The sequence below is a fragment of the Paraburkholderia sp. GAS448 genome (genome assembly GCF_050435685.1).
Classification (GTDB): domain Bacteria; phylum Pseudomonadota; class Gammaproteobacteria; order Burkholderiales; family Burkholderiaceae; genus Paraburkholderia.
Map to the genome: position 1 here is coordinate 1 of NZ_JBNDKT010000029.1, position 13,101 is coordinate 13,101.

Here is a 13,101-nt window from a genome sequence, read left to right on the forward strand (position 1 = left end):
CACGGCGGCAAGGCGCTGGCGATGGTGCGCGAGGCCGCCGGCACGACGGAGTATCTGCTGCCGCCGTTGCCGAACACCCTGTACACGCGCGACACCACCTGCTGGATCTACGGCGGCGTGACGCTCAATGCGCTGTACTGGCCGGCGCGCCATGAGGAGACCATCCTCACGACCGCGATCTACCGGTTTCATCCGGACTTTGCCGGCAAGGTCAACGTGTGGTGGGGCGACCCGACCGAGGATCACGGGCTGGCGACGCTGGAAGGCGGCGACGTGATGCCGATCGGCAAGGGCGTCGTGCTGATCGGCATGAGCGAGCGTACGTCGCGCCAGGCCATCAGCCAGCTCGCCGCGACGCTGTTCAGGAAGGGGGCGGCCGAGCGGGTGATCGTGGCGGCGATGCCGAAGATCCGTGCGGCGATGCACCTGGATACGGTGTTCACCTTCGCCGACCGCGACTGCGTGCTGCTGGCGCCGGACTTCATGAACCAGACGCGCACGTTCTCGTATCGCCCGAGCAGCCATCCGAGCGGGGTGGAACTGCACAGGGAAGAGAAGCCGTTCGTCGATGTGGTGGCCGAAGCGCTGGGGTTAAAGAAGCTGCGCGTGGTCGAGGCGGGCGGCAGCGACTATCAGCGTGAGCGCACGCAGTGGGACAGCGGTGCGAACCTGGTGTGCGCATCGCCGGGCGTGGTCTTCGCGTACGACCGCAATGCGTACACGAACACGCTGCTGCGCAAGGAAGGCATCGAGGTCGTGACGATCGTCGGTGCGGAACTGGGGCGTGGACGCGGCGGCGGCCACTGCATGACCTGTCCGATCGTGCGTGACGCGGTGGATTACTAGCGGCACCGTGCCGCCTCGTCGATAGTGTGGCGGGGCGGCGATGATCGCGGTGTTGATTGGCCGGCGTCGCGGGCACTCGGCGGCTTATCTGGGCGAGGCCGCCGCCGGCAATTCCACCGCCGGCTTCAACGCACGGCGCCACACCAGGCGCGGATGACTGAGTCTCGATCCGCAGACGGGACACGCGCCCGCGCGACGGCTATGAGATCGGCAGACCGATCAACTACCGGGCGCGGCGCAGTGCCCGACATCGACATCTCTATCGCCACCAACCGCACGGGTCTATGGGTCAATCCCATCCATCGGCATCCGTGAATCTTGCATGCGGTTGACAGGGTGAGCCGGATGACATCCGGGCAATTTTCGTTTTCAATGTTGTTCGTACGCTGCGTCACACTCGGTGGTCACCGTGCGCCCATAATTTACCCATCAGTGCCTGTTCGCCCCCGGCGCCACGTGCGCCCGGTCCCGGCATATCGACCGCCTTGGAGGTGCACTGTGTTTCACCAGACTCTTGCCCGGACCCTGCGTCACGCTACCGTGATGGCGATCGTCGTCACCGGCTGCGCGTGCCTGCCGCCCACGGCGATCGCCGCGAGCGCTACGCCGCAGCCTGTGAAGGAGAAGCGCGTTGCGCAGGCTGCCTCTGCGGCGCAGTCTGCCCCAGCGGCGCAGACTGCCCCAGCGGCGCAGGTCGACTTCCCCACCATCGTGGAGCGATACGGGCCTGCCGTCGTGAATATCAGCACGACTGGCCCGCAGCAACAGACGTCGGCGCCAGCCACCCAACCCATCGATACGGACGATCCCATTTTCGCGTTCTTCAAGCGCATGGCGACGCAACCGCAGGTATCTCAGGACAGTTCGCCGCGCGCCATGTCCGGTACCGGCTCCGGTTTCATCGTGAGTTCCGATGGCCTCATTCTCACCACCGCTCATGTGGTGGATCAGCCCAACGAAGTAACGGTCAGGCTGACCGATCGACGCGAGTTCAAGGCGAGGGTGCTGGCGGTCGATGCCCAGAGCGACGTCGCGGTGCTCCAGATCGAGGGCACGAAGCTTCCGACCGTCAAACTTGGCGATTCGTCGCGGGTGCGCGTCGGCGAACAGGTGCTGACGATCGGCTCGCCCGACAGCTTCGAGAATACGGTCACCGCCGGCCTTGTCAGCGCCACGTCTCGCACGCTGCCGGACGGCACCAGCTTTCCCTTTTTTCAAACCGATGTCTCCGTCAATCCGGACAACTCGGGCGGCCCGGTGTTTAACCGTGCTGGCGAGGTAGTCGGCATCCACGTGCAGATTTACGCGGACGGGGACAGGTATCCCAGCCTGACCTTCGCCATCCCGATCAACCTGGCGATCAAGGTGGAAGCGCAGGTGCAATCACAGTTGCAGGCGCAGATGCAAAGCCAGCTCAAGATCTCGCCGGGTGGCCTTGGCGCGGAGGTGCAGGACGTCGGCCCGGGCCTGGCGGCGGCCTTTGGTCTGCCGCGACCGGCTGGCGCGCTGGTCAATACCGTCGGGCCCGGCACACCGGCGGCCGCGAGCGGCCTCAAGCCGGGCGACGTCATCTTACAGATCGGCGACAAGCCGATCGATCGCTCCGCCGAACTCGCGGAGGACGCGGCTGCGCTGCAGCCGGGGACGAAAGCCACGCTCAAGGTCATCCGCAATCGAAGACCGATGATGCTGACGGTCGTCATCGGCACGTCCGGGAAAATCGCCAACGCTGGAACGAGCCAGGGCAGCGGAGCAGATCGTCTGGGCCTGATCATGCATCCGCTGAGCGAGGACGAGCGGCGCACGATCGATCTCGCGGTAGGTCTGATGGTGGATGAGGTTCATGAACCTGCGGCAAGCGCAGGCATCCAGCCGGGAGATGTCGTCCTGTCGCTGAACGACACGCTGGTCGAATCGCAGGAGCAGGTGGCCGAGCTCGAAGCAAAGGCTGGGAAAGTGGTGGCGGTGCTGATCCAGCGCAATCACGCGCGCAGCTTTGTTTCGGTCAAGCTTCGATGAACAGTGCGGCGCGGGCAGCCTCGGTCGCGCGAGTAGAGACGGGCGGCGTGGCAACATCGCCTTGCCGAACCGTGAGGGTCAAGTCGAGGGCATGAGAGCGTGCATGTCATGGGTTGTAGAACCCACGATTGAGGCTACCCTTTGGCGACGCACGGAGGCGGGTCGCCGGAATCGACCGGCGGCAGCGTCTGGGTGTGTAACGGCGCGTGCGCTGTACCGCCTGTCATTGGCGCGAACTCATAGATTCCAGCGTCGGCTTTGAGCGCGAGAAACAGGTGGTCGTCCCGAAACGTGTAGGTGCGCACGTATGCGAGATCCCGAAGAAAGCGGGCGCTGAGCGAACGTTTTGAGCAACGTACCCGAGTCATCACCATGTGGCTGATGCGCAACGAACTCGCGTCGTCAGTCTTCCATCCTGCCTGAGCCCGATTGCAGTCAGCCCGGATCCTGAGGCGCCCGTGGACCGCAAAACCCAGGGTGTAGCGGGTCGGATCCGCGGGTGTCAGCACGCTGTCGTCCATCGACTGAAAGCGCACCATCGTCCAGCTCGTGCCTTCAAGCCGCGCCTGCGCAAAGGCAGGAACACACAGGCCCAACAGCAGGGCGGTGGCGGCACAACGAAAGATCCGACTTGGGCAGTTCATACCGAGTCCCTCATAGTCCGCCATGCTGTCTTCCCAGGTCGCAGCATCGAAGATGCACGCATGACACGTCGCATGATAGATACCCGCGACGGATTGCGCAAAGTCGCGAGCGTCATTTTGAGTGGCTGCCGGCGTTCAGGCATGGCTGTGCGATTGCTGCATGGCGAGCCGCTGGGTCTCGCCGGATAAGTCTCTCTTAAGCCGGCGCGACATACAGTGTCGACGAATCGAAGTTACCGGCTTGAGCCTGCTACGCCGCGGCGAGCGTAGCGCCCTTACTCATGCCGCATGTTGCCGCGCAAGCCGACGCTCAAAAGGAGAGGCCGTTGACCAGATCCGTGAAAAGACCCGTCGTACGCATGCTCAACAAGGTACCGGAAGTGACGCTCGTCTTCTGGATCATCAAGATCATGTCGACGACTGTTGGCGAGACCGGTGCAGATTATCTGGCGGTCCACGTGGGACTCGGCACGGCCATCACGGGCGCACTGATGTCCTCCCTGTTGATCGCAGCGCTGCTTCTCCAGCTTCGTTCACGCAGGTACGTGCCGTGGATTTACTGGCTGACCGTCGTGCTGGTCAGTGTGGTCGGGACACAGATCACCGACGCGCTCACAGACGGCCTGGGCGTCAGTCTGTACGTCAGCACGGCCTGTTTCGGTGTGGCTTTGGCCGCCACCTTCGCCCTCTGGTACCGGATCGAACGAACCCTGTCCATCCACACGATCGTGACGAGGCGCAGAGAACTGTTCTACTGGGCCGCCATCCTGTTCACTTTCGCACTCGGCACGGCTGCCGGTGATCTGGCGACAGAAGCGCTCGGCCTTGGATTTACGCTTGGCGTTGTGTCATTCGGCGCAATCATCGCTGTCATCGCAGGCGCCCGGTATCTCGGCGGCAACCCGGTACTGACTTTCTGGCTGGCCTACATCCTGACGCGTCCCCTGGGCGCGTCGCTGGGGGATCTGCTGTCTCAGGCGCGGACCTACGGTGGCCTTGGACTCGGCAACGTTCAGACGAGCGTCGTCTTCCTGATCGTGATCCTCGCTCTGGTGCTCTTCGTGAGTCTCGGCGACGACCGCTCGACGCGGCGGGTAGGGGCAGGAGACGAGTCGTGACCCGGCAGCGACGCACAGGATGCCGCATTGATAGCCCGATCCGGTCCCGGCGGGTCCATCGTTAAGGAGAGAACGGATGATGAAGGTAAAGCGCGGCACGAGCATAGTCGCACCACTTCTGGTACTGGCCCTTCTGGGTACCGCGCCGGTTTCGCCTCACGGCATGGTCATTGCATCTGCCGAAGCGGCAACCGCATCGAAGCTGGGCGACATGTCGCCGTTTCGAGCGATTGTGGTCGACACCGCTGCGCGAGTCGACAAGGGCGATCTTGCCGGTGCGAAGGCGCGCATCAAGGACCTGGAAACGTCGTGGGACGAGGCGGAGCCGTCGCTCAAGCCGCGCTCGGCTGCCGACTGGCACACGGTCGACAAGGCAATCGACCGGGCCCTTGAGGCATTGCGCGCCAGTGCGCCGGACGCCAGGGCGTGCAGGCAGTCACTAACCGATCTGCTTGCCGTCATGGACCGTGTGAGCGGGAAAGCCTGAGCGCATTTTTCGGGCAAGAGGCGTGGAGGCTGAAGCCAGCAGTCCCTTCAGGTGCGGGAGTTTTCGGTCACACCCTCGCTCGCCCGCGACAGCCGCGCTCCCGCCTGTGTGAAGCGGGTCCGCGCGAGTCCGGACGATTCGGCGAGTTGCCAGGCGACCAGACCCGGCACAAAAACGACCAGGTCGCGAATGCGGCGTGCGCCCGCCAACGCGAGACTGGTCGTCGGATCGAGGCCGAGCGCGCCGCCGATCAGGATGAAGGCGCCTTCCTGAACACCCAGGCCGCCCGGTACAAAGAAGGCCGCGCTACTGATCGCCTGGATCAGCGATTCGATCACCACGGCTTCGGTAAAGCTGATGTGCGTCCCGAGAAAATGCAGTGCGAGCCAGATTTCGAACGAGATTCCGAAGCACTGGAGCGGCTGCCAGATGAACAGATAGCGGAGGATCACCCCGTGCCGGCGCCAGATGAGCTTGATCGACTTGTCGATGTGCGCCGATTGACCGACCAGCGCGGCAAGCTTCCCGCTCGTCACACGGTTGAGCAGCCGTGTCAGCCGCTCGAAGGGGCTGGCATGCTGAACCAGCGAGAACAGCACCAGAAGCGGCGTGAGCGCGACGATGCCCCAGGCCAGATCGCCGGCGAGACGCAGTGTGCCGGACGCCGCGTGCGCGAACAGGAAGCCGATGCCGATCATCGTGAACATCAACTGGCTGATCAGCGTGAGCTGCGTATCGACAATCAGGCTGGCCACTGCCGTGGACGGTCGCAATCCGTGCCGGCGCATCAGCCGGAACGCCACGATCTCACCGCCGACCCGTGCGACGGGGAGCATGCAGTTTATCGATTCGCGGATCCATACCAGCCGGAGCATGGTCAACAGACGCGGCCGGTCGCCGCCGCGTATCAGGGATTGCCAGTCCCGCGCGTTCGCGAGCATCGGTAGCACGTGCGCGAGGCCTGCCAGCACAAGGCCGCCGCCCGCCGCTTGCATCAGCCCCAGCACAGCACCGGGGTTGTCGCGCCAGACCAGCCAGAGCGACGCGATCAGTCCAGCAAGTGCAGTGATTCTCCCCAGATGTTTCATTAATTCGTCATCCTGCGTCCGTTACTCGTCCTGGACGGGACACAGCAGGCCGTCGCCGTCCACCTTGAAAGTGAAGCCACGCCAGCTTATCCGCGTCGAAAGGAAGCTCATGAGGAAAATGCCAAAGGACGCAATATCGCTTATCGGCAACAACCACAGCCCGTGGCGGGGTTGCCGCAACGCATGATCCGAGCGCATCTTTAACCAGAACCGCGACAGCAGCGCGGCCACGGCGAGCGGCCATGACCAGGCAGCCGCGCCCGATAACCCGACGGCCAGCATCGCAAACGCGAAAGGATGCATCAGCGCAGAACCAAGATGGCCGGCCGGGTCGATGGTGCGGATAGTCCGGCTCCAGCGCAATTCGTGTTCGACAAGCTCGGCGGCACTTGCTTCGTCGCAGGCGTGGGAAATCGCGAATGGCGGAATCGCAACTTTCTCGCCCGCCATCCGTACGGCTCGACCGATCGCGTGGTCCTCGGCGAGGTGATGGGCAAACTGTTCGAAACCGCCGATCTTTTCCAGCGTGGTGCGGTGCATCGCAATCGTCGGACCCAAACACGGATGCGCGAGACCCAATGTAAAACCTGTTACCACGCCGGGCACAAACTGATAGTCGATTGCACTCACAGACAGACGCGCCCAGATTCCCGGGGCCGGATTTCCGCGATAGATGCAGGTCACGAGTCCCACATCAGGCTTTTCCAGCTCACCGACGATGTTACGCAGAAAGTCCGGGCTCACGCTGACATCGCTGTCCGCGAAGACCAGCACATCGTGCTGTGCCTGCGGCAGCATGTTCACAATGTTGCTGATTTTCCTGTTGGGCCCATAGAGGCGTGTATCCGTGACCACTGTGACGTGCGCGTCGGGGTACAGGCGACGCAGTTCGTCGACCGTCTTCAGTGCCGGGTCTGCTGAGTCATGCACGCCGAACAGATACTGCACTTCGCCCGGGTAATCCTGCTGGCAGAAGCTGGACAGGTGGCTGAGCAAGTCCCATTCGTCACCGTGCAGCGGCTTGACGACCGTGACGGGCGGATAGCTTGCTGCCTCCGCAGTCGGGCGTGCAAAGAAACGCAGGATCAACGCACTTGCCAGCAACGTGTAGCCGATGCCGGCCACGGTCGCCGCGACACTCACGCATAGCAGCGCGAGGACGACATGATGAGCCGTTTGCAGCGAACCCTCGAACACGACCAGCCCGCTCAGAAGTAGCAGGCCGGCCGGTCCGGCAAGCCACGCAAAACGCTTCATGACAGCGCCTTGCGCGGAATGCCGAAGGTGCAGCGTGGGGTGTTCACGCCTCGTGTGCGCGCAGGAAGCGGAAAAACTCCACGCCTTCGCGCAGCCGTCGTTTCATCATGTCCCAGCTCGTCAGCATCTCGCGCAGGATTTCCCAGATCTTCGACGGACGGAAATAGAAGCGTTTGTAGAAGTTTTCGAGCTGGTGGTACATCTCGTCGCGCGACAGATGCGGATAGCCGATCGCCGCCAGTTGCACACCTTCCTTGCTGACGAGATTGATGACCTTGTTCTCTGCGAGCCAGCCGTTCTCGACCGCCTGGTTATAGAGCGTGGTGCCGGGATACGGCGCGGCGAGCGACACCTGGATCGTAAGCGGATTGATCTCTTTCGCGTACTCGATGGTCTTTTGAATCGTTTCCGGCGTCTCGCCCGGCAAGCCCAGAATGAAGGTGCCGTGAACCTTGATGCCGAGCGTGCGGCAGTCTTTGGCGAAGCGCCGCGCGATGTCCGTGCGCAAGCCCTTCTTGACGTTCAGCAGGATCTGGTCGTCGCCGGATTCATAGCCGACCAGCAGCAGGCGCAGGCCGTTTTCCTTCATGATCTTCAGCGTCGCGTAAGGCACGTTCGCCTTGGCGTTGCACGACCACGTCACGCCCAGCTTGCCCATACCGCGCGCAATTTCTTCCGCGCGCGGCTTGAAGTCGGTGAACGTGTCATCGTCGAACATGATCTCCTTCACTTCAGGCATGTTGTCGCGAATCCACTTGACCTCCTCGAGCACGTTCTCGACCGAACGCACCCGATAGCGGTGGCCGCCGACGGTTTGCGGCCACAGGCAGAACGTGCACTTCGAGCGGCAGCCGCGGCCCGTGTAGAGCGACACGTACGGATGCTTCAGGTAACCGTTGAAGTAGTTTTCGATCGTCAGATCGCGCTTGTAGACCGGCGCGACGAACGGCAGCGCGTCCATGTCTTCGAGGATCGGGCGCGCTTCGTTATGCTCGATCGAACCATCCGGCGCCCGATAGCTCAAGCCCTGGATCTGCGCAAACGGAATGCCTTCGGCGATTTCCTTGCAGGTGAAATCGAATTCTTCGCGGCAGACAAAATCGATCGCCTGGGTCGCGGTGAGCGAGTTGTGCGGATCGACCGCCACCTTGGCGCCGACCATCCCGATCAAAACCGACGGCTTGCGTTGCTTCAGGTCCTGCGCGAACAGCGCATCGGTGGGAAAGGAAGGCGTGCTGGTGTGGATGATGACCAGATCGTATTGCTGCGCGAGGTCGAGTGTGTCACTCACCGACGCCCCGTTGGCGGATGCATCGAATACGCGGCTGCCGGGCACCAGCGCGGCCGGCTGGGCAAGCCACGTCGGATACCAGAACGACCGGACCTCCCGCTTCGCCTGATAGCGCGAACCCGCGCCGCCGTCGAAACCGTCGTATGACGGGGCTTGCAAAAACAATGTCTTCATAATTGCTCCGGCGTGCTCTGCTATGTCAAATGGCTTGATGGATGTTCTGACAGTCAGCCATTATGCCGGACGGCGGGCCTGTGCGCATGATTTGCAGTGACCGGTCGTCCGACATCCTTATTGTGCAGGATTTTGTACAGTATTCGGCTAAGGGCGGCTCAGCCGAACCCTGCGGTGCGTTACGCGTTCACAAGCTACCCTGTTGTCGGGCGTCTGTCGATCACCCGATCCAGGTTTCCGAATGGGATTTCGACCGGCCGTGCGCCGCGGGAGGCGACAGCCGGAAATTCCGACAAGTGGACGAACGGGAGACGCTTTCGATTGCCTTGCCAATTTGATCAGCAAATCGTTTTGGGTATCTCCTGAGAAGACGTGTCACCTGTCCTGAATGAGCGACCCCGATGGAATATTGCCGTGCTGAAGGAAATCTTAAGAAAAATTTACCTCCAAAGGATCTTGCGCCGCCATTCTTACACACTTCTATGGATGCCGTCGGGAAGCCAGCAGGGAACACGTAACGTTGCCCGGTCTGCCTGCGCCTTCCCGGCGCGCAGTGCTTGCGGAGCCAGGGTGGAAGGCGGTGCTGGCCGTGATCCGGGAGCGGGGTTTCTGCGGCGTCTATATAGAGTGATGTAGTGAAGGGCACGTGCGACGACTGCGTAAAACTCTTTTGCGAGATTCACCTGTAATGCAAGGCTGTTGCGCCACCTGAACACACCGGCAGCCGCATAGGCGGCCGAGCCGGCAAGGACCGGCAGTGCGAGCATGTCGGTGCGGATGATGCCGGGACTGAACAGCGCGAACGCAAGTTCGCCAGCAGTCGGCTTCAGCGCTGTCTGCGTGCTCATGTGCCTGGAAAGATTTGCAGGCGAAAGGCGAGGGCCATGTCATTTGTACTCACCGCCGCGACGGTCGGAATAAAAAAGTACGCAGTATTAAGAAAAGGTTGCACGAGCTTTCGACGTTCTTTCCGCAAGCTTTCTCATGCGTTTGTCGAAGTGTCGAATGGCCCGTCTGCGCGCGGTGAGAGAAAGGCTGATCGGGAAGAACACAACACGTAGTGTTACCAGCGGTTACAGAATCGGCCGCATCGTTTCACCTCGTCGTGGTGGCCGCTACTACAATCCCCCGCGCTGACTGGTGGCGGGTGCGCCGCGCAGTGCCGGATACACGGCACCGTTCAAGAACCGGCGTCGTGTGTCGCGTGCGACGCTTCACCCGTCTTCCCTCTGCGCCATTCTTTGTTGTTACTCCAGGGAGAACTTATGATCCGCTTTTCTATTGCTCCAACGCTTGGTGCACTCGCGACTGGCCTGCTCGTTGTCACGACGGCGGCGAGCGCGCAGACTGCACAGCCCTCGTCTGGCGAGGTCCGGCTGCACGGTAACGATCAGGCGTTCATCAACGAAGCCACGAAGGCCGTTTCGACACAACGTGACGCTGCGCGGATTGCAACGTCCCGCTCGACAGACCATGAAGTCAAGGCGTTTGCAGAGAAGGTCGCCAACGACAACGCTACGCTCGCTACCGAACTTCGCGCAGCCATTCCTCATGGCGTGGCAGTGCCGAAGGACGATCCCGACAACGCCGTGCTCGAGAGCGTCCGGAACCTGCGTGGCGGTGAATTCGACAAGACGTATATCGAGAATGTCGCGCTCGCCGATGAGCAGAAAGCGCTGTCCGCATTTCAGGCGGAGATCGCCGGCGGGCGCAATGAGCAGTTGAAGGACGCAGCGCGTAAGGCACTGCCGACAATGCAGGAGCATTACGCAATGGCGCAGGAACTTGCGAAACGCAAGCATCTGTCGGAGGGCGCGCAGTAAGCGCGAGCGTCCATACCACTGCGCGGCGCGCGATCCGTAGTGGATCGCGTGCCGCGTGTTATGTGCCTCGCATCATTTCGACGATCGATCTCGCCAGTGGTGCAGCCCCCGGCGCTTGTTTCATTCACATCCGGTTACACACTCACCGCATCTGGCGAAAGACAGAGACGCTCATCTAAGCATCTGTTAAGCCACTGCTCCGTATTCTGTACGTGAGTATCGACAGTCATCAAGCCTTAGGGCAAAGCCGGAAAGGTCCGTTGCGTTCGACGATCTGCGTCGCGCAACTTGCCGCTCCGCGCGCATTGCGACTGCCGATGCAAACGCCATACCGCCAGGACAGGCCGGCGGTCGTGTTCACGTTCACGGAGAGTACACATGAAAACCTTCATCTCATCGCTTGCTGTTGCTGCCGCATTGATCGCTCCGGCGATTTCGTTTGCTCAGGCCGGAAGTAACGATCCCATTACACGCGCACAGGTCAAGTCGGAGATCGTTCAGGCCGAGCAGCAGGGTGTCCTGCATCAATCGAGGGTGCACTATCCGGATTACAACCGGCAGGACAGTATGCATGCCGACGCGGGCGCGAATATGAACACGAATGCGAACGCCAACGCGACGGCCGGCGGCGGGGAGTACGGTTCGGCGACGGTTGGCTCATCACAATCGGGTCAGCCGGCAACGTTGCCGCAACATGTCATGCCGAATTCGCTCTACTCGCACCGTTGAGCCGGATGCGCAGGGCGGCGTTATCAGCGCGGCCCTGCACGATCGTAACGAATATCACGCTCAAAGACGAAACACCGATACGGTTCCGCGCAGGCGCGCAGCCTGCTCATCGAGCGATGCAGCAGCGGCTGCCGCCTGCTCGACCAGCGCCGCGTTCTGCTGGGTCACTTCATCCATCTGCGAAACCGCGCGATTGACCTGTTCGATGCCGGTGCTCTGCTCGATGGACGCTGCCGCGATCTCGCCCATGATGTCGCTCACGCGCTTGATCGAGTCAATGATCTCGTGCATCCGTTCACCTGCCGCTGCGACCTGTCCGGTGCCTTCATCGACGCGCGACACGGACGCTTCGATCAACGTCTTGATGTCTTTCGCCGCCGCGGCACTGCGCTGCGCGAGCGAACGCACTTCGCCGGCGACGACTGCAAAGCCGCGCCCCTCGTCGCCTGCGCGGGCGGCTTCGACGGCGGCGTTGAGCGCGAGAATGTTGGTCTGGAACGCGATCCCTTCGATCACGTTGATGATCTGGCCGATCTTGCGCGATTCCCCGGCGATACCCTGCATCGTACCGATGACCTGCTCGACCGCTGCGCCACCGCGCTCAGTCGCCGCCGACGCCTGGACCGCAAGCTGGCTCGCCTGACGGGCGTTATCGGCGTTCTGCTGAACGGTCGCCGTGAGCTGCTCCATGCTGGACGCCGTTTCCTCGAGCGAGGCTGCCTACTCTTCAGTGCGCTGCGACAGGTCGGTGTTGCCCTGGGCGATTTCGCTCGAACCCGTCGCAATCGACTCGCTTGACTGCTGGATGCCTTGCACGAGCTCGCGCAGCTTCAGCTTCATCTCGTGAAGGGCGTAGATCAGGCTGGAGCGGTCCGATGCCGCCACAGTAATCTCGGCGGCGAGGTTTCCTGCGGCAATCTGCGCGGCGAAGGCGCCTGCATCGGCGGGCTCGCCGCCGAGCGCATTGCGCACGCTACGCGTCATGAACCACGCCATTGCGCAGACCACCGCGAAGATCGCCACGGAGATGGTGAGGAGCGTCGCGGCGAGCTTCCAGTAGGCGGCGTTGATGTCGTCGTAGAAGAAGCCGGTGCCGATCCACCATTTCCATTCCGGGATCGCCACCACGCCCTGCAGCTTGGCGACGAGCGGTGCATCCTGCGCGGGCCTGATGAGAACGTCGACCAGCGCGATGTGGTCGCTCGCCAGTCCGCGCTGATAGGCTTGCGTGTCGGTGAGGCCGCTGGTGGTTCGATTGCCGGCGGTTTTCGTTCCCACGAGGTCGGGGTTCGGGTGGACGAGGTTCATGCCGTCCTGTGTCGTTGCCCAGAAGTAGCTTTTCCGATCGGCGTTCAAGGCGCTCAGCGCCCGCCTGGCTTCCGCCTGAGCCTCTTCGCGGCTCAGCTTGCCGCTGGCTTCGAGGCCCCGGTAGTATTGGACGAGGTGCTCCGCCTTGGTCAGCAGATTGACGATCTGCCCGCGGCGGCTCGCTGTCAGGGAACTGTCCAGTGAATACAGCGCGGTGGCGACCACGCAGGCGATGCCCAGCAGCGCGGTCGCAACCAGCAAAATGAGTCGGGTGGAAATTTTCATCGTTGGGGCGGCTGGAGCGGTTTAACTATCTG

The 13,101-nt window shown here is 62.4% G+C and carries 10 protein-coding genes and 2 pseudogenes; 6 read left to right on the forward strand and 6 right to left on the reverse strand.

Annotated elements, in window-relative coordinates; genetic code table 11:
• Together P3T23_RS35095 and P3T23_RS35100 are read left to right on the forward strand one after the other, a co-directional pair.
• Nucleotides 1–846 (forward strand): arginine deiminase family protein (locus P3T23_RS35095; protein WP_429320655.1); only part of this gene is annotated, 846 nt, incomplete at its 5' end.
• Between the two features lie 498 nt (nt 847–1,344).
• Nucleotides 1,345–2,865, forward strand: a complete 1,521-nt coding sequence (locus tag P3T23_RS35100; protein ID WP_429320656.1) for a trypsin-like peptidase domain-containing protein — start codon at nt 1,345–1,347, stop codon at nt 2,863–2,865.
• A gap of 134 nt (nt 2,866–2,999) precedes the next feature.
• On the opposite strand, the gene P3T23_RS35105 is transcribed toward P3T23_RS35100, so the two are convergent.
• The gene (locus P3T23_RS35105) at nt 3,000–3,509 is read right to left on the reverse strand and encodes an META domain-containing protein (RefSeq protein WP_429320657.1); all 510 of its coding nucleotides are present in this window, start codon (nt 3,507–3,509) and stop codon (nt 3,000–3,002) included.
• 359 nt (nt 3,510–3,868) lie between these two features.
• Between P3T23_RS35105 and P3T23_RS35110 the strand changes: the two genes are divergently transcribed.
• Together P3T23_RS35110 and P3T23_RS35115 are read left to right on the forward strand one after the other, a co-directional pair.
• A complete protein-coding gene (locus P3T23_RS35110) occupies nt 3,869–4,627 on the forward strand; it encodes a COG4705 family protein (RefSeq protein WP_429320735.1) in 759 nt (252 codons plus the stop codon).
• Between the two features lie 76 nt (nt 4,628–4,703).
• On the forward strand, nt 4,704–5,114 hold the full coding sequence (locus P3T23_RS35115; RefSeq protein ID WP_429320658.1) for a histidine kinase: 411 nt from the start codon (nt 4,704–4,706) through the stop codon (nt 5,112–5,114).
• Between the two features lie 47 nt (nt 5,115–5,161).
• Here P3T23_RS35115 and P3T23_RS35120 read toward each other — a convergent pair whose 3' ends face one another.
• The 4 genes and pseudogenes from P3T23_RS35120 to P3T23_RS35135 all read right to left on the reverse strand — a co-directional run.
• The gene (locus P3T23_RS35120; protein ID WP_429320659.1) at nt 5,162–6,202 is read right to left on the reverse strand and encodes a lysylphosphatidylglycerol synthase domain-containing protein; all 1,041 of its coding nucleotides are present in this window, start codon (nt 6,200–6,202) and stop codon (nt 5,162–5,164) included.
• A gap of 21 nt (nt 6,203–6,223) precedes the next feature.
• Nucleotides 6,224–7,459 (reverse strand): bacteriohopanetetrol glucosamine biosynthesis glycosyltransferase HpnI, encoded by a 1,236-nt coding sequence (gene hpnI, locus P3T23_RS35125; protein ID WP_429320660.1) that lies wholly within the window; start codon nt 7,457–7,459, stop codon nt 6,224–6,226.
• Nucleotides 7,460–7,502: 43 nt separating this feature from the next.
• Nucleotides 7,503–8,924: a hopanoid biosynthesis associated radical SAM protein HpnJ gene (gene hpnJ, locus P3T23_RS35130; protein ID WP_429320661.1), complete on the reverse strand. Its 1,422-nt coding sequence runs from the start codon at nt 8,922–8,924 to the stop codon at nt 7,503–7,505.
• Between the two features lie 641 nt (nt 8,925–9,565).
• Nucleotides 9,566–9,757 (reverse strand): annotated as a pseudogene (locus P3T23_RS35135) (divalent metal cation transporter); the annotation flags it as partial.
• A gap of 432 nt (nt 9,758–10,189) precedes the next feature.
• Between P3T23_RS35135 and P3T23_RS35140 the strand changes: the two are divergent.
• Nucleotides 10,190–10,747 carry a DUF4142 domain-containing protein gene (locus P3T23_RS35140; protein ID WP_429320662.1) on the forward strand — a complete coding sequence of 186 codons (558 nt, stop codon included), beginning with the start codon at nt 10,190–10,192 and terminating at the stop codon, nt 10,745–10,747.
• Between the two features lie 378 nt (nt 10,748–11,125).
• Nucleotides 11,126–11,476, forward strand: a complete 351-nt coding sequence (locus tag P3T23_RS35145) for a DUF4148 domain-containing protein (protein ID WP_429320663.1) — start codon at nt 11,126–11,128, stop codon at nt 11,474–11,476.
• A 60-nt stretch (nt 11,477–11,536) separates the two neighbouring features.
• Here the strand turns inward: P3T23_RS35145 and P3T23_RS35150 are convergent.
• A pseudogene (locus tag P3T23_RS35150) lies at nt 11,537–13,069 on the reverse strand (methyl-accepting chemotaxis protein).
• Nucleotides 13,070–13,101: the final 32 nt, after the last annotated feature.

Bases quoted from the DNA above. Each gene is read 5' to 3' on its own strand.
- P3T23_RS35110 (WP_429320735.1), top strand. From the start codon at position 3,869: ATGCTCAACAAGGTACCGGAAGTGACGCTCGTCTTCTGGATCATCAAG.
- hpnJ (WP_429320661.1), bottom strand. From the start codon at position 8,924: ATGAAGACATTGTTTTTGCAAGCCCCGTCATACGACGGTTTCGACGGC.
- P3T23_RS35145 (WP_429320663.1), top strand. From the start codon at position 11,126: ATGAAAACCTTCATCTCATCGCTTGCTGTTGCTGCCGCATTGATCGCT.
- P3T23_RS35140 (WP_429320662.1), top strand. From the start codon at position 10,190: ATGATCCGCTTTTCTATTGCTCCAACGCTTGGTGCACTCGCGACTGGC.
- P3T23_RS35120 (WP_429320659.1), bottom strand. From the start codon at position 6,202: ATGAAACATCTGGGGAGAATCACTGCACTTGCTGGACTGATCGCGTCG.
- hpnI (WP_429320660.1), bottom strand. From the start codon at position 7,459: ATGAAGCGTTTTGCGTGGCTTGCCGGACCGGCCGGCCTGCTACTTCTG.
- P3T23_RS35115 (WP_429320658.1), top strand. From the start codon at position 4,704: ATGATGAAGGTAAAGCGCGGCACGAGCATAGTCGCACCACTTCTGGTA.
- P3T23_RS35105 (WP_429320657.1), bottom strand. From the start codon at position 3,509: ATGAACTGCCCAAGTCGGATCTTTCGTTGTGCCGCCACCGCCCTGCTG.